Annotated in this window: 17 protein-coding genes; 9 read left to right on the forward strand and 8 right to left on the reverse strand. The window is 74.6% G+C overall.

Going from position 1 to position 20,356, the window contains the following annotated elements; genetic code table 11:
- Positions 1-188: 188 nt before the first annotated feature.
- From BN3788_RS09170 to BN3788_RS09180, 4 genes are all read left to right on the forward strand, one after another.
- Entirely contained in the window at positions 189-4,874 is a 4,686-nt protein-coding gene (locus tag BN3788_RS09170) for an FtsX-like permease family protein (protein WP_147525096.1), read from the forward strand.
- 964 nt (positions 4,875-5,838) lie between these two features.
- A complete protein-coding gene (locus tag BN3788_RS20075; RefSeq protein ID WP_315969765.1) occupies positions 5,839-6,390 on the forward strand; it encodes an FtsX-like permease family protein in 552 nt (183 codons plus the stop codon).
- A 68-nt stretch (positions 6,391-6,458) separates the two neighbouring features.
- Positions 6,459-7,454, forward strand: a complete 996-nt coding sequence (locus BN3788_RS09175; RefSeq protein WP_066584878.1) for an ABC transporter ATP-binding protein — start codon at positions 6,459-6,461, stop codon at positions 7,452-7,454.
- 44 nt (positions 7,455-7,498) lie between these two features.
- A complete protein-coding gene (locus BN3788_RS09180) occupies positions 7,499-8,167 on the forward strand; it encodes an ABC transporter ATP-binding protein (RefSeq protein WP_082812889.1) in 669 nt (222 codons plus the stop codon).
- 30 nt (positions 8,168-8,197) lie between these two features.
- On the opposite strand, the gene BN3788_RS09185 is transcribed toward BN3788_RS09180, so the two are convergent.
- Entirely contained in the window at positions 8,198-9,565 is a 1,368-nt protein-coding gene (locus BN3788_RS09185; RefSeq protein WP_066586934.1) for a PhoH family protein, read from the reverse strand.
- A gap of 315 nt (positions 9,566-9,880) precedes the next feature.
- Entirely contained in the window at positions 9,881-10,642 is a 762-nt protein-coding gene (locus tag BN3788_RS09190; protein ID WP_066584881.1) for an isoprenyl transferase, read from the reverse strand.
- Between the two features lie 182 nt (positions 10,643-10,824).
- Here BN3788_RS09190 and trhA point away from each other — a divergent pair, with 182 nt between their 5' ends.
- Positions 10,825-11,499 (forward strand): PAQR family membrane homeostasis protein TrhA, encoded by a 675-nt coding sequence (trhA, locus tag BN3788_RS09195; RefSeq protein WP_066584882.1) that lies wholly within the window; start codon positions 10,825-10,827, stop codon positions 11,497-11,499.
- Positions 11,500-11,538: 39 nt separating this feature from the next.
- On the opposite strand, the gene BN3788_RS09200 is transcribed toward trhA, so the two are convergent.
- Genes BN3788_RS09200 through mca form a run of 3 tightly spaced genes read right to left on the reverse strand, consistent with a single transcriptional unit; the run spans position 11,539 to position 13,638 of the window.
- The gene (locus BN3788_RS09200) at positions 11,539-12,366 is read right to left on the reverse strand and encodes a nitrilase-related carbon-nitrogen hydrolase (protein WP_066586936.1); all 828 of its coding nucleotides are present in this window, start codon (positions 12,364-12,366) and stop codon (positions 11,539-11,541) included.
- A gap of 37 nt (positions 12,367-12,403) precedes the next feature.
- On the reverse strand, positions 12,404-12,784 hold the full coding sequence (locus BN3788_RS09205) for a hypothetical protein (RefSeq protein ID WP_066584884.1): 381 nt from the start codon (positions 12,782-12,784) through the stop codon (positions 12,404-12,406).
- Positions 12,781-13,638, reverse strand: coding sequence for a mycothiol conjugate amidase Mca (gene mca, locus BN3788_RS09210; protein WP_082812757.1), 858 nt, complete (start codon positions 13,636-13,638; stop codon positions 12,781-12,783). Before mca ends, BN3788_RS09205 begins: the two co-directional genes overlap by 4 nt.
- A gap of 132 nt (positions 13,639-13,770) precedes the next feature.
- Between mca and BN3788_RS09215 the strand changes: the two genes are divergently transcribed.
- Both BN3788_RS09215 and greA read left to right on the forward strand, forming a co-directional pair.
- A complete protein-coding gene (locus tag BN3788_RS09215; protein ID WP_066584889.1) occupies positions 13,771-14,193 on the forward strand; it encodes a DUF4307 domain-containing protein in 423 nt (140 codons plus the stop codon).
- Positions 14,194-14,437: 244 nt separating this feature from the next.
- Entirely contained in the window at positions 14,438-14,923 is a 486-nt protein-coding gene (gene greA / locus BN3788_RS09220) for a transcription elongation factor GreA (protein WP_066584892.1), read from the forward strand.
- A 127-nt stretch (positions 14,924-15,050) separates the two neighbouring features.
- On the opposite strand, the gene ilvA is transcribed toward greA, so the two are convergent.
- The 3 genes from ilvA to BN3788_RS09235 are packed head-to-tail and all read right to left on the reverse strand — an operon-like array spanning position 15,051 to position 18,714.
- Entirely contained in the window at positions 15,051-16,256 is a 1,206-nt protein-coding gene (gene ilvA, locus BN3788_RS09225; RefSeq protein ID WP_066584895.1) for a threonine ammonia-lyase, read from the reverse strand.
- The gene (locus tag BN3788_RS09230; RefSeq protein WP_082812759.1) at positions 16,253-17,488 is read right to left on the reverse strand and encodes an AI-2E family transporter; all 1,236 of its coding nucleotides are present in this window, start codon (positions 17,486-17,488) and stop codon (positions 16,253-16,255) included. Before BN3788_RS09230 ends, ilvA begins: the two co-directional genes overlap by 4 nt.
- Positions 17,485-18,714, reverse strand: a complete 1,230-nt coding sequence (locus tag BN3788_RS09235) for a cystathionine gamma-synthase (RefSeq protein WP_066584903.1) — start codon at positions 18,712-18,714, stop codon at positions 17,485-17,487. The genes BN3788_RS09230 and BN3788_RS09235 overlap by 4 nt, the downstream gene beginning before the upstream one ends.
- Before the next feature lie 95 nt (positions 18,715-18,809).
- On the opposite strand from BN3788_RS09235, the gene msrA reads away from it, so the two are divergent.
- Positions 18,810-19,472, forward strand: coding sequence for a peptide-methionine (S)-S-oxide reductase MsrA (msrA, locus tag BN3788_RS09240; RefSeq protein WP_066584904.1), 663 nt, complete (start codon positions 18,810-18,812; stop codon positions 19,470-19,472).
- Between the two features lie 134 nt (positions 19,473-19,606).
- A complete protein-coding gene (locus BN3788_RS09245) occupies positions 19,607-20,326 on the forward strand; it encodes a hypothetical protein (protein ID WP_082812760.1) in 720 nt (239 codons plus the stop codon).
- Positions 20,327-20,356 lie beyond the last annotated feature (30 nt).

Genomic DNA, 20,356 nt, shown 5'->3' on the forward strand with positions numbered 1-20,356 from the left:
CACAACGTTCGACGAGTGTCGTTCGTCGCCTCGATCACGGCGGCGTAACGATCTTCGGGTGCTTCGGCGGGCCGTGCGGAAACGCTCCCACACCCCACATCACGGCGGCTAGATTCGGGCGCCCGTCACCGGTTGGCGGGCGCCCTGGCATCACCTGGGGCCAAGGGCGGCGGCAGGGGGATCACAGCGTGCGGTGGGCGACCGGGATCGTGCTGCGACGAGCAGCGACACAACGCACCGTGCTCGCGGCGGTGCTGGCGGTCGCCATCGCGGGAGCGGGCCTGATCGGGGCCTTCACCCTGCTGTTCACAGCGAGCGACGGGCGTGCGGTCGCCGCCGACCTCGCACGGCGCCCGTTGTCCGAGCTCGAGCTCGACGCCGGCCTCTCGGGGGGCGCGCACGACGGCGAGGAGGCGCCCGACGCCGCCCCCGCCGCGCTCAGGTCCACCGTCGGGGACGTGGCCGCCACCCAGCACGAGTGGCTGACCTCGACGGCCTACCGGCATCCGTCGCCCACACCCGGGGCGCTCGACGTCGCCGTGCTGCTCGGATTCCTCGACTCCGCCGCCGAGGGCACCCGGCTCGTCCAGGGGGCATGGCCGCAGGACGGCGCCGCGGACCGCATCGAGGTCGCCGTCCCGCAGGTCGCCGCCGACGAGCTGGGCTGGTCGCCGGGCGACGTGGTGCCGCTGCGCGCGTTCACCTCGAGCTCCGCCGTGGACGTGGTGGTCGTCGGCGGGTACGGGCCCCTGCCAGCGGCCCAGTTCTGGTCTAGGGACCCGTTCGCGGGCACGTCCGTCAACCGGGCGTACCCCGTGCCCGGCTCGTGGGGATACGCCGTGACGGTCGCCTACGGCCCGCTGCTCGCCACCCCGACGGCCATGCGCGCGCCCCAGCTCGCCTTGGACACCGCGCACATCGTCCTGCGCCCCGATGTCGTGGGCGCGGACCGCTCCGCGCTCGACGGTCTGCGCGCCCGCCTCGACGGCGCGCGGGTGGAGCTGGCCAAGGCGATGACGACCTCGGCGCAGAGCGCCACCTTCGCGAGCCGGCTGGCCACGAGCCTCGACAGCGCCCGCGCCGGGCTCGCCGTGACCCGCGTGGCCCTGATCGTGCTGAGCTTGATGCTCCTGGCACTGACCGCGAGCGTGCTGCAGCTCAGCGCCCGCCTCCTCACCGAGCGGCGCACCGGCGAGGAGGCGCTGCTCACGTCACGAGGCGCGTCGCGGGCCCAACTCGTGGGGCTGGGCGTGCTGGAGGCCGCGGGGGTGGCGGCGGTGACGGCGGCGACGGCGCCGTGGCTCGCCCGCGGCGTGTACCGGCTCCTCGCGGAGGAGTCCGCGTTCGCGGCGGCGGGCCTGCCCGCGGACCAGGGCACTCCCGCCCTGCTGTGGCTCGCCTGCGGCGGAGCCGCGCTCCTGTTCGCCGCGGTGCTCGTGGCGCCCCTGCTGCGCCGCACCACCAGCGTGGTCGACGCGGAGCAGGGCGAGGTGCGCCAGGACCGGCGGACGATGATGACGCGCTCGGGGATCGATGTGGCGCTCGTCGCGCTCGCCGTCGTCGCCTACCTGCAACTGCGCCAGTACCGCTCCCCCGTGCTCCGCTCAGGAGGCGTGGACCCGGTGCTGGTGGTGGGCCCCGCGCTGTTCCTGCTGGCGGGCGCGGCCATCGCGCTCCGGCTGCTTCCCCTGGTCGCCGCCGTCGCCGAGCGGCGCGCCGGCCGCAGCCGCTCGCTGGCGGCTCCGCTCGCGGCCTGGGAGGTCGGCCGACGTCCCCGGAGGGCCACCGGCGCCGTGCTCGTCCTGACGTTGGCCATCGCCATCGGCGCCTTCGCCCAGTCGTTCCATGCCACCTGGTCGCTCTCGCAGACGGACCAGGCCGCGGCACAGGTCGGAACGGACGTGCGCGTCGACCGGCTGCCCTTGGGCCCCTTCGAGCAGTCCAGCGTGATCGCCGGGCTGAGCGGTGTCTCCGCTGCCTCGCCCGTGGCCTCCCGGTCCGTGTCGCTGGGCAGCCGCGTGGACATGGGCGCCTTGGACGGCAAGGCGAGCACCGTCCACCTGCTGGCCATCGACGCCGCACAGGCTCCCGCGATGGTCCGTGGGCGCGAGGACCCGTCGCAGTGGGAGGACCTCCTCCGCCCTGACAACGTGGAGTCGGCCGTCGGAGCCCCCCTGCCGCCCGGGACCACGGGCTTCGCGGTGACAGTGACCGGCGCCGCCGACCCCGAGGTGGGCCCGGTGGGGCTGCGCCTGCGCGTCCTCGTCCAGGACGCGCACGGCGTCATCGCGACGCGAGGCCCCGACAACCTGGTGCCCCTCGACGGCACGCCCCAGGACGTCACCATCAATTTCGCCGACGACGGCGCGCGGCTCGCGGAGCCGCTCGCGGTGATCGGGGCCAGCGGGCAGCTCTTCGCGCGGTCCGATCTGGACTACAACTTCGCCGTGTCCATCCCGCAAGGCGCGGCCTTCGAGATCGAGCTGTCCGCGCCTCGCGGGACCGGACCCGAGGGCGCCGAGACGCCGGCCACGTTCGACGGCGGCGAGTGGTCCGCCCGCACCCGCCCCGACCCCTTCGGGTCGACCGTGGGGATCGCCGTCTCCGGCGGCCAGGGCGGCCAGCCGCTCATCGTGCGCGAGGAGGGCGACGACCTGCCCAGCGGATTCGGCGACGCGGGGTTCGTCGCCACAGTCCTCGCCGACGCCGGCGAGGCGCCCGCCATCGCCTCGGCCCAGCTCCTCGACGAGGTGGGCCTGGAGGTCGGGGACTCCGCCGCGCTCATGGTGGGCGGGATGCTGGTGCGCGCGGTGATCGTGCGCGCCGTGCCCGACCTTCCCTCCGTGCCCGGGCGGGACGCCGTGCTGATGGACCGGACGACCCTCACCCACGCGCTCGCCAGGGCAGGGTTCGACGAGGACCTCGTGGACGAGTGGTGGCTCGAGGTCGCAGACCCGGACGCCGGCGCGGTGCTCGCCGAGGTCCGCGAGGGCCACGGCGGATCCGCCGTCAGCCGGGTCCATGTCGAGGAGGACCTCGCCCACGGGCCTCTGCGGGTGGCGGTGACCGCGGCGCTGCGGCTCATCAGCCTGGCAGCCGTCGCGCTCGCCGTCGTGGGCCTGACCATGAGCGCCACCGTCTCCGTGCGCCAACGCCGCTTGGAGCTGGCCCGGTTGCAGGCGCTGGGCGCGGCGCGCGCGACGCTCGTCCGGTCGGTGGTGGTCGAGCACGCCCTGCTGGTCGCGTTGGGCGTCGTCGCCGGCGGCGCGCTCGGCGGGTTCCTCGCCCGGCTCGGGGCGCCGCTGCTCACGCTCGGCGCCGACGGCAGGCCGCCGCGACCGGCGGCGCAGCTGGTCTGGGACTGGCCGAGCCAGGGCGTCCTGCTGCTGGGCGTCGTGGTCCTGACGGGCGCCGCCATCACGCTCACCGCCTCCGCGCTGATGCGTCGCGCCTCTGCCGAGCTCCTGCGACTGGGGGCCGCCGGGGTCGGGGGCGTTGGCGTCGGCGGGGTGGGGGGGGGCGGGGGGGGGGTGGGGGGCCCCCCCGGCGCGGGGGGGGGGGGGAGGGGGGGGGCGGGGGGGGGGTGGGGGGGGGGGGGGGGGGGGGGGGGCGGGGCCACCCGCGCGGGCGGCGGCAGCGCGGGGCGGGCGGTCCGCGCTGGCGCGTGCCGGCCGCTCCCCCATCGGCGGCGCGGCACTGGTGGCCCGCCGCCGGGCCCAGTCCGACCGCGGCCTGCTCGCCGGGCAGCTGCTGCTCGTCACCGTGCTGTGCTTCCTGACGCTGAGCGGCCCTCGCCTGCTCGCCAGCGGCGCGGACGCCGGGCTGCAGGGCGCCGCGGCACGCGCCGGGACGTCCGCCGACGTGATCGCCCGGCTGCCCGTCTCCATCAAGGACGCCTTCCCCGTCAAGCGGCCCAGCGACGCCGCGAGCCGGCTCCGCACCGCCGTGGACCGCATGGACGAGGCGCTCGCCCCCGAGCTCAGCGCGGTGACCGGGCAGCCGCGGGCGACGTTCTCGGCGCACACGACTGTGGCGCTGGACGGGACGCAGGCCATCGCCCAGTACTCCTGGTGGTCGAGCCAGGACACCGCCGACGTGCGCTGGGTGGACGGCGGCGCGCCCGCCGCCCCGCCGGAGCCCGAAGCGGACGAGGGCGGCGACGAGGTCCAAGCTGTGGGCCCGCGCCGCGTCGAGGTGGCGGTCTCGCAGCACAACGCGCAGTCCCTCGGCCTCCAGGTCGGGCAGGAGGTGCCGGTGGTGCGCGGCACCCAGGGGGCGACGGTGCTGGTCGTGTCGGGGGTCTTCGACGCCACCGGGGTGCCCGACCCGGGGTGGGCCGCGGCAGACGCGCTCCTGGAGCATCGGACCGCCCGTGGCGCGGACGCCCAGACGGTGGTCGGCTTCATGGTCGGCGACCACTCGCTGCCCGACGCCGCACAGGCCGTGCTGGGCCCCGCCCAGACCGTCGAGGTGCGGTTCCCGCTGCTCAGCGACACGCTGCGCAGCGAGGAGGCCGCCGTGCTCGAGAGGTCGCTGGCCAGGACCATCCTGGACACGACACCCCTGAAGACCCGCTACGGGTCGCCCGCGGTGAGCACCGCCCTCACTGCCGTGCTGCCCGAGTTCCAGGTCCAGCTGCGCGGCGCGCAGGCGCAGGCGTACGTGGTGCTCTCGGGCCTGGTGCTGGTGGGGGCGCTCGCCCTGCTGCTCGCCGCGAGGCTCGTGTTGGATCGCCGCAGGCCGGTGCTGGTCGCCGAGCGGGCGCGGGGGGCGTCGGTGGCCTCCGTCATGCTGCGGCTCGGCCTCGAGTCCGTGCCGCTCGCCGCCGCGGGCTTCTCACTGGGCCTCCTGGCAGCGATCCCCGTGTCGCGTGACGCCGCATGGACGTGGTGGCCGGCGCTGCTCGTCGCCGGGGTGGCGGCGGGGGCGGTCCCCGTCGGCGGCGCCTTCCTCGTGGCCCGCGCCTGGGGCGGGCGCCAGGCGCCGGCGAACCGCAGTGACCGAGAGCGCCTCGCCACGAGGCGCCGCACCCGCCGCGTGGTGGCCGAGGCCGCCGTGGTGGTGCTGGCCGTCGGCGCTGTGGGAGCCATCCGGGCGCGCGGCCTGCTCCAGTCGCAGACGAGCGGCGCCGATCTGCTGCTCAGCGCCACACCGGCGTTGATGGCGGGGGCGGCCACCGTCGTCGCCCTGCGGGTGCTGCCCCTGGTGCTCCGCGCGGCCGCCCGGGCGGCTGCGCGCGGCCGTGGGCTCGTCGCCGTCGTCGCCACGGCGCGCGCCGCCCGAGCGACAGGCGGCGCCTTGCCGCTGCTGGCCCTGGCCGTCTGCACGGCTCTCGTCGTGTTCTCCGGCAGCATCGCCGCAACCGTCGGCGACGGCCAGGTCCGCGCTGCCGCGCAACGCGTCGGCGCCGAGGCCCGGATCGACGGCCCCCTGCCGGATGACGCGGCCGCGACACTGCTCGAGCTCCCGGGGGTGAGCGCCGCCGCGGCCGCCCAGCGCAGCACCGACCGCACCTTCAACCGCGGCTCGGACGTCAAGGTGACGGTGCTGGCCGCTGACGCCGCGAACCTCGACCTCCTCCTGGCCGCGCATGACGAGCGGTACGCCGGCGAGCTGCGGCTGCTCGACGGCGCCAGTGGCTCGGGTGCGCCGCAGGCGGTGGTCTCCCCCGCCCTGGCGGATATGGCGGCCCAGGCGGGCGCCTCGATCTTCCATGGCGAGGACTTCATCACGCTCGACGTGGTGGGCGTCACCGGCCTGGGAGCGCCCGGCGAGCTGCTCGTGATCGTCGATCGCGCCCAGCTGGGCGCGGCGTCCGGCGAGGCAGTCGCCACCGACATGCTCTGGGTGGACGGGCCCGGGGCGGCCGCGGCCATCGCCACCGCGGGCTTCGACAAGGAGCCACAACTGACGGTCACCACCCGCGAGCAGTGGCTGGCCGACGCCCGCAGCGGTCCCCTGGAGTCGCGGCTGCTCGCCCTCCTCGTGGCCTCCGCGGCGATCCTGGCCGCCTTCGCGTCGGTCACGCTGGCGCTGACCGTCGTGGCCAGCGCGCCCGAGCGGGGCCGCACTGTGTCGGCGCTGCGCACCCTCGGCCTGGATGCGCGCCTCGCTCGCCGGATCACCCTGGGCGAGCTCGCGCCGCTCACGGCGGCCGCGCTGCTGATCGGCGTCGGGGTGGGCCTGGCCGTGCCCGTGGCGCTGCACAGCGCCCTCGGCCTGAGCGAGCTGACCGGCGAGCTGCGGCCGGGACCGGTCACCCTCGACGCGAGGTCGGTCGTCATCGCCGTAGGGGCCACGGTGCTCGCCCTGGCCGTGAGCGTGGTCGTCGAGGCGGCCGTGCGGCGCCGCGAGCGGCTCGGCGACGTGCTGCGCGTCGGGGAGCGGTGACGGGCGCCGATGAGGGGCACACGAGGACGCAGGACCACCACAGCAGGGCGAACGACGGGAGACGACAGGTGAGCACCACCCAGACCGACGACCTCGAGACGCTCGAGGCCCTCGAGGACCGCGCGCGCCGCCGCCCCGACGAGTTCGGGCACAACGCCCTGATCGCCTGCGACAACCTGGTGCGCATCTACCAGTCGGAGGGCATCGAGGTGCAGGCCTTGCAGGGCCTGGACCTCCTCATCGAGGCGGGTGAGGAGGTCGCGATCATCGGCGCCTCCGGATCGGGCAAGTCGACGCTGCTGTCGGTGCTCTCGGGGCTCGACGTCCCCACTGCCGGCCGCGTGCGGGTGGGGCCGTGGGACCTGATGGCGATGAGCGCGCGCCAGCGGGTCGCCTACCGGCGCAGCATGGTCGGCTTCGTGTGGCAGCAGACCGCGCGCAACCTGGTGCCGTACCTCGACGCAGCGCAGAACGTCGAGCTGCCGCTCGCGCTCTCGGGCGTGGGCCGCCGCCAGCGGGCCACCCGGGCGGGCGAGCTGCTCGACATGCTCGGCGTGGGGTACTGCGCGGCCCGGCGCCCGTCGCAGATGTCCGGCGGCGAGCAGCAGCGCGTGGCGATCGGCGTGGCCCTCGCCGCGTCCCCGCAGGTGCTGTTCGCCGACGAGCCCACCGGCCAGCTCGACACCGCGACGTCGGTGGAGGTGCTCCAGTCGCTGCGCACCGTCAACCGCGAGCTCGGCGTCACCGTGGTGGTCGTCACCCATGACGCGTCGGTGAGCGAGCATGTGCAGCGCACGGTGTCGATCCGCGACGGCCGCACCAGCTCCGAGGTGCTGCGCCGCACGCACACCGACGAGCACGGCTCCGAGTCCGTGGTCGCGGAGGAGTACGCGGTGCTCGACCGGGCCGGCCGGGTGCAGCTCCCCCGCGAGTACCGCGAGGTGCTCGAGCTCAGCGACCGGGTGCGGCTCGCACTCGAGTCGAGCCACGTCGCCGTGTGGCCGGACCGGCCGCGCAGCCCGCAACCCCCACCAGCCGTCCCCGTGCCCGAGGAGCAGCCGTGACCAGCACCGCCACCACCCCGTCGCGATCCGCCACGGGTGAGCCGATGGTCGCCGTGGACGGCGTGAGCCGCACGTTCGGCTCCGGCGCCGCCGCGGTGCACGCGGTGCAGGACGTGGGGTTCACGGTGCGGCCCGGCGAGCTCGTGGCCCTGGTCGGCAAGTCCGGGTCGGGCAAGACGACGCTGCTGAACATCATCGGGGGCCTGGACAGGCCGGACGCCGGTCGCGTGGTGATCGACGGACGGGAGGTCACGTCGCTCGGCGAGCACGGCCTGGTCGAGCTGCGCCGCGACGTCGTGTCCTTCGTGTTCCAGACATTCGGGCTGGTGCCCGTGCTCTCCGCCGCCGAGAACGTGGGCGTCCCCCTGCGCCTGCGCAAGCTGCCCGCCGCGGTGCGCGAGGCGCGGGTGGCCCTGCTGCTCGACCTGGTGGGCTTGGGCGCGCACACGCTGCAACGCCCCGGGGAGCTGTCCGGCGGCCAGCAGCAGCGCGTCGCGATCGCCCGCGCGCTGGCCAATTCCCCGCGCCTGCTCATCGCCGACGAGCCGACGGGCCAGCTCGACACCGAGACCGGGCTGGCCGTGATGGCCCTGCTGCGCGCGGTGGTGCAGGCCGAGGGCATGACCGCCATCGTCTCGACGCACGACCCGCTGATGATCGACCTCGCCGACCGCGTGATCCGGCTGGCGGACGGCCGCCTCGTCGAGGAGTGACCGCCCGCCAGCCCGATCGCCTACGAGGGCTCAGCCCTCGATGCCCTCCAGCATCTCGGTGACGAGCGCGGCCACCGGCGAGCGCTCGGACCGCGTCAGGGTGATGTGCGCGAACAGCGGGTGTCCCTTGAGCGCCTCGATCACGGCGGCGACCCCGTCGTGGCGCCCCACGCGCAGGTTGTCCCGCTGCGCCACGTCGTGGGTGAGCACCACGCGGGAGCCCTGCCCGATGCGGGACAGCACGGTGAGCAGCACGTTGCGCTCGAGGGACTGCGCCTCGTCGACGATCACGTAGGCGTCGTGCAGCGACCGCCCGCGGATGTGCGTCAGGGGCAGCACCTCGAGCAGGTCGCGGGCCATCACCTCGGCCACGACGTCGGGGCTGACCAGCGCGCCGAGGGTGTCGAAGACGGCCTGCGCCCACGGGCCCATCTTCTCGGCCTCGGTGCCGGGCAGGTAGCCGAGGTCCTGGCCGCCCACGGCGTACAGCGGCCGGAACACCATCACCTTGCGGTGCTGGCGGCGTTCGAGGACAGCCTCGAGCCCGGCGCACAGGGCCAACGCCGACTTGCCCGTCCCGGCGCGGCCGCCGAGGGAGACGATGCCGATGGCCTCGTCGAGCAGCAGGTCGATCGCGATGCGCTGCTCGGCGCTGCGACCGCGCAGACCGAACGCCTCCCGGTCGCCGCGCACGAGCTGCACCCGCTTGTCCGCCGTGATCCGGCCGAGCGCCGACCCCCGGGGCGAGTGCAGCACCAGGCCCGTGTGGCAGGGCAGCTCCGGCGGGACCAGCGCGGTCCCGCCCGTGGCGGCCAGCTCGGCGAGCCCGAGGCCCTCCTCGTCCCACAGGCGGGCCATGTCCTGCTCCGACACGTCGAGCGCGTCCATGCCGGTCCAGCCGGAGTCGACGGCCAGCTCGGCGCGGTACTCCTCGGCGCGCAGCCCCAGGGCTGACGCCTTGACCCGCATCGGCAGGTCCTTCGACACGACGGTGACGTCGCGGCCCTCGGCGGCGAGGTTCGCGGCGACGGCGAGGATCCGCGAGTCGTTGTCGCCCAGCCGGAACCCCGCGGGCAGCGCGGACGGGTCGGTGTGGTTGAGCTCGACGCGCAGCGTGCCGCCCAGTCGCCCCAGCGGGATCGGCACGTCCAGCCGCCCATGGGCCACGCGCAGGTCGTCGAGCATCCGCAGGGCCGTTCGGGCGAAGTAGCCGAGCTCGGCGTGGTGCCGCTTGCCCTCGAGCTCGGTGACGACCACCACGGGCAGGACCACGTCGTGCTCGGCGAACCGCTGGATGGCCTGGGGGTCGGCCAACAGGACGGAGGTGTCCAGCACGTGCGTGCGCCGATGGTCGCCGGCCGGGCTGTCCCCCGGGCTCGTCGGTGCGGGGACTCGCAGCTCTTGCTTGACCACGGCAGGCTCCCTCCGGCGCCTCAGCGACGCCGCATCGGGCCCCTCATGCCGTCCAGCCCTGGGCGCGGGCGGCGGGCGGCGCGAGGTGACGGGACGAGGTCGGCCGGCCGAGGGGGCCGGATCCGGCCCTCCTCCTGGAGCTTCTGCTCCATGGGCTGGCCTCCCGGGGACGGCGGATGCCGTCCGTCGCGCCGAACGCTACGCCCGGTCTGAGAGGGTTCGCCCCCGACACGCGCGCCTGTCACCTGATGTTCACCGGATCGTGGCCACGGTCCCCCGCCGGCCATCCGATGGCCCGGCTCAGCGGCCGAGCCGGCGCTCCCGGGCGGCGTACGCGCGCACCGCGCGCAGGAAGTCGACCCGGCGGAAGTCGGGCCAGTACGCCTCGCAGAAGTAGTACTCGGAGTGCGCGCTCTGCCACAGCAGGAAGCCGCCCAGTCGCTGCTCCCCGGAGGTGCGGATGACAAGATCGGGGTCGGGCTGGCCCTTGGTGTAGAGGTGCTCGGCGATGTGCTCGACGCTGAAGGACTCGGCCAGCTCGTCGAGGCTGGTGCCGGCCTGGGCGTGCTGGCGCAGGATGGAGCGGACCGCGTCGGCGATCTCACGGCGGCCGCCGTAGCCGACGGCGACGTTGACGTGCAGCCCGGCGATGTCGCGCGTGCTCGCCTCGGCGTCCTTGAGGGCCTGCACGGTGGCCTCGGGCAGCAGGTCGAGCGAGCCGACGGCCTGCACGCGCCAGCGCCCGGTGCTGGCGAGGTCGCGCACCGCGTCCTCGATGATCGCGAGCAGCGCCGTGAGCTCCTCGGCGGAACGGGAGAGGTTATCGGTGGAGAGCATCCACAGCGTGACGACCTCGACGCCGATCTCCTCGCTCCAGGTGAGCAGGTCGGAGATCTTGTCCGCGCCGCGCTGGTGGCCCGTCGCGGCGGAGGCTCCCACGTTGCGGGCCCAGCGCCGGTTACCGTCGAGGATGACGCCGACATGACGCGGCACCTGCTCCGGCGAGAGCGAGGCGGCGATGCGTCGCTCGTAGAGGCCGTAGAGCGGATGGGGCAGGCGCACGCGCAGGACGCTCCTTCGAGGGTGCAGGCTCTTCCGGGCACACACGGTACTCGCCCCGCGACGGGTCGATGACCGATCCGCCCGACATCAACCACTACCTACGCACACGTAACCTACGGTCTCGTAAGTTATGCTCCAGCACGCCAGGCCTCACACACGCGGCACGCACAGGACGGACGCACGTGGACACCCCCCCAGCAGTCGAGGACGTTGTCAGCGCGATCAAGCCACGCCTGCGCGGTTGGCTCCATGCCGGGATGTTCCCGCTGGTCGTCGTGGCCTCGATCGTCCTCGTCGCCACGGCCCCCACCTTCACCGCACGCTGGTCGTGCACGGTGTTCGGGATCACGTCGATGCTGCTGTTCGGCACCAGCGGGGTGTACCACCGGGGCACGTGGTCGCCGCGCGTCACCGGGGTGCTGCGCCGCCTCGACCACTCCAACATCTTCCTCATCATCGCGGGCACCTACACCCCGCTAGCGGCGCTCCTGCTGCCGCCGCGCACCCGCGACATCCTGCTGATCGTCGTGTGGTCGGGCGCCGTGCTCGGACTGCTGGCGCGAGTGCTGTGGCTCGGCGCCCCGCGATGGGTCTACACCCCGATCTACGTGGCGCTGGGCTGTGTCGCGCTCGGGTTCCTGCCCCAGTTCTGGGAGGCCCCCGGCGGCGTCCCCGCCGTCTGGCTGATCATCGCGTGCGGTGTCGCGTACATCGCGGGAGCCGTCGTCTACGCCCTCAAGCGGCCCAACCCGAGCCCGCGCTGGTTCGGCTTCCACGAGGTCTTCCACGCGCTGACCATCATCGGGTTCACCTGCACGTACGTCGCCGTGGCGATCGCCTCGCACGCCAGCGCCTGACGGCGGCGGCCCCCGCCGCTCAGCGCGGCTCAGGGTGACTCAGGGAAGCGGGACCACCCCGTACCGGCGGTGCCGCAACGACGGGGTGCGCTCGCGCACCGCCGCCAGCGCGGCCCCGCCGATGTCAGCCGTGCGGATGCCCGGCTTGTCGTCGCGCTCCAGGCCCACCACGCCGCCGGGCGCCCCCAGCAGCGAGCGCCCCCCCCCGCCGCGGCCCGCCTGCCCCACCGCGACCACCGCCGCCGTGTTCTCGATCGCGCGCGCGACGGCGAGCGTGCGCCAGTGCATCGCCTTGAGCTCCCCCGCCGCCCACGCCGCGGGCACCACCAAAACCCGGGCGCCGGCGTCCACCAGCCGCCGGGCGGACTCCGGGACCCGCAGGTCGTAGCAGGTCAGGATGCCGAAGCGCAGCCCACCGAGATCGAGCAGCAGGGGCGCCGCGTCCGGCGAGCCCGCCTCCAGCCGATCCGACTCGCGATGGCCGAACGCGTCGTAGAGGTGCACCTTGCGGTAGACGCCCGCCACTTCCCCGGCGCCGTCCACCGCCACCACCGCGTTGACCCCGCGGGCCGGCGTGGCGCCCGGCAGCATCGTCCCCGCCACGACCGCGACGCCCGTCTTCGCGGCGTGCTCGCGCAATGTGCGGACGAACGGCCCGTCCAGCCCTTCGGCGTGCTCCGGGCCGACGCCTCGCGGGTCGAAGCCCGACGCGTACTCGGGGAGCACCAACAGGTCCGCGTGAGCGCGGGCGGCAGTGCGCAGCGCGTCCACCACGGCGAGCCGGTTCGCGGCATGGTCCTCGCTCACCGCGAGCTGGCCGAGGGTGACGCGGACAGCAGGCCGCGCCGGCGGGGCGACGCCGCTCATGGCCGCCACCGCGGCGGCTGCCCCGCCTGGCCCGGCCTCATGGCCGGTCGGCCCCCGGCCCCTCGGCTCCCGACTCCTGAGCGCTGGCCCCCTGAGCGCCCGACCCCTGAGCGCCCGGCTCATCCAGCCGCGTGCCCGCCTGGCCCGCCGCGACGCCGCCCTCGCGCGCGACCTCCGGCGCTCCCGGCCAGGGGCCGTCCACCTTGCGGCGGCCCTCGAGGCCCATCTGCTCCGCTCGGTGCTCCATCCGGCGCAGCTGGCGCGTCAGCCCGAAGAACAGCCCGATCGCCGCCAGCGCGACGGCGAACGTCACGATGAACCCGAGGATCCCGGGCGAGCCGGCCTGCGAGCCAGTGGCCCCCGATGTCGGCGACGGGGACGGGCTGACGGCCAGCAGCAGCATGGCAGGGACCTTCACTCGTCCACCTCTCGCACCCCGGCGAACAGGTCGTCCTCCGGCAACGTCGTCGGCACGCGGGACTCCGCGAGCTCGTACTCCTCGAACGGCCACACCTCGCGCTCGACGTCGCGCGGGAACGCGAAGAAGAAGCCGGTGGGGTCGATCTGCGTGGCGTGCGCGCGCAACGCCTCGTCACGCGCGTCGAACCAGTCGGCGCACTGGATCCGGGTGGTGACCTCGCGCTCCGGGATCTCCCGGGCGGCCCGCGACTCCACCCACTCGCCGAAGGGGGACTCCTGGCCCTGGGCGAGCAGGGCCTCATGCGCGGCTCGTATCCGCGCCATCGAGAACCCGTGGTTGTAGTAGAGCTTCAGCGGGGTCCACGGCTCGCCGGAGTCGGGGTAGCGCTCCGGGTCGCCCGCAGCGGCGAACGCCTCCGCGGAGACGCGGTGGGTCATGATGTGGTCGGGGTGCGGGTAGCCGCCCGTGGGGTCGTACGTCGTGATGACGTGCGGCCGGAACTCGCGCACCTTCCGCACGAGGGGCTCGGCGGCCTCCTCCAGCGGGACCAGCGCGAAGCAGCCCTCGGGCAGCGGCGGCAGCGGGTCGCCCTCGGGCAGGCCCGAGTCCACGAAGCCGAGCCACTCCTGGCGGACGCCGAGCGCCTGCGCGGCCGCGGCCATCTCGGCGCGGCGGATCGCGTTCATCTCCGCGGGGCCGCCGGTGACGGGCGGGTAGTGCGGGTTGAGCACGTCGCCCCGCTCGCCGCCGGTGCACGTCACCACGAGCACGTCGACGCCCTCTGCCGCGTACCGGGCCATCGACGCCGCGCCCTTGCTCGACTCGTCGTCGGGATGGGCGTGCACCGCCATCAGGCGCAGCCGTTCTGCGGTCACCGCAACCTCCTGTGGGACGACCCGGCGCTCGGCGCGCGGCGGGCGAGAGACAATGATCGCGCACGCCGGCGCCGTCCGGCGCCCCGAGCCCCCACGAGGAGCCCTGCTGTGAGCGAGTCGATCCCGACCCGGCCGCCCGTCGGCCGCTATGGGCGCGAGCCCCGCGAGCGTCGCTGGCCCGCCTGGGCGATCCCCGCCGCGGTGATCGCCGTCGTCGCCGTGCCCGTCGGGGTGTGGACCGGCATCGGCGTGCTGCGCGACCCCGTCCAGTGGTCCACCGTCGGGTTCTCCGTGACCGGTGACGACAACACCGACATCACGCTCGACGTGACCCGCGGGGCGGGTGTGACGGTCGCCTGCGCCGTGCACGCGCTGAATGTCGCCTATGCCGAGGTCGGAGTCCGCGACATCGTGGTGGAGCCTTCCGCGGACCGCACGGTGCGGGTGCGCGAGCCGATACCCACCGCCGAGCTCGCCACCGCCGCCGAGGTCACCTCATGCTGGGTCGTGGATCCCGACGCCGCGCCCTGAGGTCCGCGCCACAGGCCCGGTCCACAGCCCCGCTTCGCAGGTTCGTGCCGCGCGGAGCGGCGAAGAAGCGGGCACGCCAGCGCTCTGAATGGACCGTGGCCTTGCTATCCTGGACGATTCACGCGCCACGACGGTCAGGCGTGACCACTGGTCGACGCGACCGAGCGAGAAGGCACGACCTCACTCGATCACAGGTTCCGTGCCCGGACGCGTGCACCCCCGATGTTGCAAGGAAGGAGCGATCGTGACCGAGACGACTCAGGCCACCTGGTTGACGCAGGAGGCCTACGACCGGCTCAAGACTGAGCTCGCACGCCTCGAAGATGAGGGCCGCACCGAGATCGCCGAGCGCATCGCCGCCGCGCGCGACGAGGGCGACCTCAAGGAGAACGGCGGCTACCACGCCGCTCGCGAGGAGCAAGCCAAGCAGGAGGCGCGCATCCGCGAGCTCAAGGAGAAGCTGCGGAACGTGCAGATCGGCACGCCGCCCGACGACGGCGTCATCGAGCCCGGCATGGTCGTCACGGCTGTGGTCGCCGGCGACGAGATGATCTTCCTGCTGGGCTCGCGCGAGATCGCGGGCACCGCGGAGATCGACGTCTTCTCGCCCACGTCTCCGCTGGGCGCCGCGATCAGCGGCCGCTCGGTGGGCGACACGGTGAGCTACGAGGCGCCGAACGGCTCCCAGATCCCCGTTGAGATCAAGGCGGCGAAGCCCTTCCAGGGCTGACCCATCGGGAGCGCATGCGTGCGCGGCGCAAGCCGATCGCAGTGGCGAGGGCCCTGCACCTTCACGGTGCGGGGCCCTCGCCCTTTGCCTGCGGCGATTCGGGCCGGGCGACGACCGAGAGGGCGGTTCAGCCCTCGACGAGCCGGAACCCCGCGCTGAGCACGTGCTCGCGCACCTGGACGCAGTGCTCGGGGCCCTTCGTCTCGACCTGCACCTCGATCTCGACCTCGTCGATCGCGAGCCCGGTGCCGGTGCGCACGTGTGAGACGTGCATGACGTTGCCGCCGGTGGCGGCGAGCTCGCCGAGCAGGCCGGCCAGGGCGCCGGGCGAGTCGTCGACCTTGACGCGGAGCTGCAGGTACCGGCCTGCCGAGGCGAGGCCATGGCGCACCACGCGCAGCAGCACCAGCGGGTCGATGTTCCCGCCGGAGAGCACCGCGACCGCAGGGCCCTGGAACGTCCCGGCGGGGGCGGCCATCAAGGCCGCGACGGCGGCGGCCCCCGAGGGCTCCACGAGCAGCTTCGCGCGCTCCGCCACCAGCAGCAGCGCGCGTGAGAGGTCTTCCTCGGTGACGGTGCGGATCTCGCAGCCCAGCGCGTGCAGCATCTCGAACGGCACGATGCCGGGGGTCCCCACGGCGATGCCGTCCGCCATGGTGCGCACGCTCGCGGCGGGCACCGGGCGCCCGGCGGCCATCGAGGCCGGGTAGGCGGCGGCGCGGGCCGCCTGGACGCCCACCACGCGCACGTCGGGCCGCAGCTCGGCGACGGTGGCGGCGATGCCGGCAGCGAGGCCTCCCCCGCCGACGGGCACCAGGATCGTGGCGACGTCCGGCACCTGCTCGAGGATCTCGAGCGCGATGGTGCCCTGGCCGGCGACGACGTCCCGGTGGTCGAACGGGTGGATCAGCACCGCCCCCGTCCGCTCGGACTCCGCGAGGGCCGCGACCAGCGCCTCGTCGACGCTGGAGCCCACGAGCCGCACCTCGGCGCCGTACTCCCGGGTCGCGGCGACCTTCGGCAGCGCGGCGTCCACGGGCATGTACACGACGGCGTCGATCCCGAGCAGCCGGGCAGCGAGCGCCACGCCCTGCGCGTGGTTCCCGGCGCTGGCGGCGATCACCCCGCGCGCCCGCTCCTGGGCGTCCAGCCGGGCCATCCGCACGTACGCGCCACGGATCTTGAAGGAGCCCGCGCGTTGCAGGTTCTCGCACTTGAGCCACACGTCGGCCCCAGCGGCCTGGGACAGCGCGCGGCTGGCGTCGACGGGGGTGCGGGTTGCGATCCCGTCCAGCAGGGCGGCGGCTGCGCGCACCTCGTCCACCCAGCTCATGAGCGCTCCCCCTCAGCGGCGGGGGCGGCGGCTGCCGTCACCGGCGGCGGCGCATGAGGTGGCCTGCCGTGGAAGGCGTCGTCGTCGCCCAGGTCGGGGAACTTGTCATGACCGTGCAGGTAGAGGACCACCGTGTTGATGACGGCGACGACGGGCACCGCGAGCAGCGCCCCGACGATGCCCGCGAGGAAGGAGCCCGTCGCGACGGCGAGCAGCACCGCCACGGGGTGCAGCGACACCGCGTGCCCCATGATGAGCGGCTGCAGCACGTGCCCCTCGATCTGCTGCACGGCCAGCACGATGACGAGCATGATCACCGCGGCGCCCGGCCCCTGGGCGACGAGGGCGACGAGCACGGCGATCGAGCCCGTGAGCACCGCGCCGACGATCGGCACGAACGAGCCGATGAACACGAGGATGCCCAGGGGCAGCGCGAGCGGCACCCCCAGGATCGCGGCCCCGGCGCCGATGCCCACCGCGTCCACGAACGCGACGAAGATCTGCGTGCGGGTGTAGGCGCCGAGTGTGACCAGGCCGCGGCGGGCCGCCTGGTGGGTGCGGGCCCGCGCGCGCACGGGCAGCAGGCCCAGGCACCAGCGCCAGATCGAGGTGCCGTCGAGCAGGAAGAAGAAGGTGCAGAACAACGCGATGAGCGCGCCGGCGGCGACATGCCCCAACGTGGTCGTCACCGACAGCGCGCCGGAGACGACGCCGTCGCTGTTCTGGCTGATCGACGTGCCGAGCTGGTTGAGGTAGCTGTCGAGCTGGTCGGCGGAGATGTGCAGCGGGCCCTCGGCCAGCCACTGGGTGATCTCGTCGATGCCCTGCGCCGCCTGGTCGCCGAGCTCGCCGAAGCCCTTGACCACGGAGTTGCCCGCGACGGTGAGCAGCCCGCCGACCAGGCCCAGCAGCCCGATCAGCGCTCCGCCGGCCGCGAGGCCGCGGGGGAACCGCGCCCGCTCGCGCAGGAACCGCGCCACCGGGGCCAGCAGCACCGCGAGCAGGATGGCGATGGCGATCGGGACCACGATGGTCTTCAACACGCTGATCGCCCAGACCCCCACGGCGGTGGCGGCGATGATCAGCAGCACCCGCCACGCCCAGGCGGCGGAGAGCTGCACCGAGCGCGGGATCGACGCCACGACGGGCGTGATCTCGGTGAGATTATCGGAGGGGCGGCGGTCGCCCACCGGGGTGTCGCCCGTGCCGGGCACGTCGGGAGACCCACTCATGCGAGGCCCTGCTCCAGGTCCGCCAGCAAGTCGGCCAGGTCCTCGATGCCCACCGAGAGGCGGACCAGGTCATCCGGCACTTCGAGGGCCGTGCCGGCCACAGAGCCGTGCGTCATCTTGCCCGGGTGCTCGATGAGCGACTCGACGCCGCCCAGCGACTCGGCGAGCGTGAACACGCGCGTCTTCGCGCAGACCGCGAGCGCCGACTCGAGGCCTCCGGTGCGGAACGAGACCATCCCGCCGAAGCCGCTCATCTGGCGGGCGGCGACCTCGTGCCCCGGGTGGGACGCGAGGCCGGGGTAGATGACCTCGGTGACCTTCGGGTGGGCCTCGAGGTAGTCGGCCACGGCCGTGGCGTTGGCGATGTGCCGGTCCATCCGCACGGCCAGGGTCTTCAGCCCGCGCAGTGTGAGCCAGGAGTCGAACGGCCCGGCGACGGCGCCCGACGAGTTCTGGTGGAAGCCGACCGCGTCCGCGAGCGCTGTCGTGCCCGTCGGCCCGACGAGGCCCACGGGGAGCTGCGCGCCGTCAGCGGTCACGAGCGCGCCGCCGACGACATCGCTGTGCCCGCCGATGTACTTGGTGGTGGAGTGCACCACGACATCCGCGCCGAGGGCGAGGGGCTGCTGCAGGTACGGGGTGGCGAAGGTGTTGTCGACCACGAGCAGCGCGCCGGCCGAGCGGGCGTGCGCCGCGAGGGCGGCGATGTCCGCGATGCCGAGCAGCGGGTTGGTGGGCGTCTCCACCCAGATGAGCTTGGTGCGGCCCGGCTGGATGGCCTCGACCACCGCGCGCGGGTCGGCCAGGTCGACGGGCGTGTGGTCGATGCCCCACGGGCCGAACACGCGGGCGATCAGCCGGTAGGTGCCGCCGTAGGCGTCGTCGGGCACCACGACGTGGTCGCCGGGGCGCAGCACCGCGCGCAGCAGCGTGTCCTCCGCGGCGAGCCCCGAGGCGAACGCGAAGCCGGCGCCACCGCCCTCGGCCGCGCGCAGGGCCTCCTCGAGCGCGGCGCGGGTGGGGTTGGCGGACCGGGAGTACTCGTATCCCCCGCGCAGCCCGCCCACGCCGTCCTGCTTGTACGTGGAGACCTGGTAGATGGGGGGCACCACCGCGCCGGTGGCGGCGTCCGGGTCCTGACCGGCGTGGATCGCGCGGGTCGAGAACCCGGCGGCGTCCCAGTCGTGGCCGGAGTGCTGGTCAAGGGCGTGGGGGTCGGTCGTCACGGAGACAGGCTAGGCCGTGCGCCTGTTAGGCAGGCGCGGGAACACGGCACATCCCCCGTGCTGTTGCACGGGGTGACCCTGAGGAGAGTGACGAGATGGCCGGATGGCTGTTCGGTTCCGCGATGAAGTCGACGATGGTCACGCCCGACCGGGCCCTGGCTGGACGCGACGACTACGCCTACCCGGTGCCCGAGCGGCACGCCGTGCTGGGCACCCCGCTGCGGGGCCCATGGCCGGAGGGCACCCAGGTCATCTACCTGGCGCTGGGGTGCTTCTGGGGCGCCGAGAAGGAGATGTGGCAGCTGCCCGGGGTGGTGACGACGGCGGCCGGGTACCAGGGCGGGTTCACGCCCTACCCGACGTATGACGAGACGTGCACCGCCCTGACCGGCCACACCGAGACGGTGATGGTCGCGTACAACCCGGCGGTGCTGCCCACCACCGAGCTGCTGCGCACGTTCTGGACCCTGCACGACCCGACGCAGGGCTTCCGCCAGGGCAACGACGTGGGCACCCAGTACCGCTCGGCGATCTTCACCACCACGCCCGAGCAGGCCGAGGCGGCCCGGACGACCCGCGACCTGTACGCGCCCGAGCTGGCGCGCAACGGCTACGGGGAGATCACCACCGAGATCCGCGACGCGGCCGACGCGGGCCCGTTCTACTACGCGGAGGAGTACCACCAGCAGTACCTGCACAAGGTGCCGAACGGGTACTGCCCGGTCCACTCGACGGGGGTCGCCTGCCCCGTGCCGTGATCCTGCCCTGTGCCGAGCCTGCCCGCCGTGATCGGTGGCGCCCACGTCGATCGGCCGCCTGGCTGGTCGCCGTGGGCGGGGGCCCTGAGCACGCCCGAGCGGGCGACCCCAGCGACCGGGGTTAATCTCGGACCGTGGGACGTCGTGAGGAGTATCGGGAGGCGGTCTCCGGCCTGTCGGGGGACACCCTGGACGAGTACCTCGACACCCGCTCGGGGCTTCCCGGCCCGCGCGCGAACTTGGAGCTCGCGGGCGCCGTGGCCGACGTGGCCGACGTCGGCGAGGCCTGGCGGTTGGCGGGCTCGGACCGGGAGTACACACGGCTGTGCGGCGTGGTCGCGCTGGGGGCCGTGGCGGCCCGCTCGGACGACGCCGCGCGCGCACAGGCCCTGGAGCGGCTCCGCGCCGAGGCCAGCGACGACCGGTGGCGGGTCCGCGAGGCGGTGGCGCTCGCGCTGCAGCGGATCGGCGACGCCGACCCCGGGCTGCTGCGCGACGTGGTGCGCGACTGGATCGCCCAGGACGACCTCTTGGTGATGCGCGCCGCGCTGGCGGGCGTCTGCGAGCCGCGGCTGCTGCGCGACCCGGAGACGGCGGCGCTCGCGCTCGAGGCGTGCGACCGGGCGACGGCGCGGCTCGGCCGCCTCTCACCGGCTGTCCGGCGCAACCCGCAGGTGCGGGTCATGCGGCAGGCCCTCGGCTACTGCTGGTCGGTGGCGGGGGCTGCCGATCCGGAGCGCGGCCTGCCCCTGTTCGCCCGGCTCGCCGGATCGTCTGACCCGGATGTGCGCTGGGTGGACCGCGAGAACCGGCGCAAGGCCCGCCTCCAGCGGCTCGTGAGCCCCGCCTCCTGACGACGACGCGCCCGGACCCCTGGCCAGGGG

The sequence above is a fragment of the Cellulomonas timonensis genome (assembly GCF_900046455.1).
Classification (GTDB): domain Bacteria; phylum Actinomycetota; class Actinomycetes; order Actinomycetales; family Cellulomonadaceae; genus Cellulomonas_A; species Cellulomonas_A timonensis.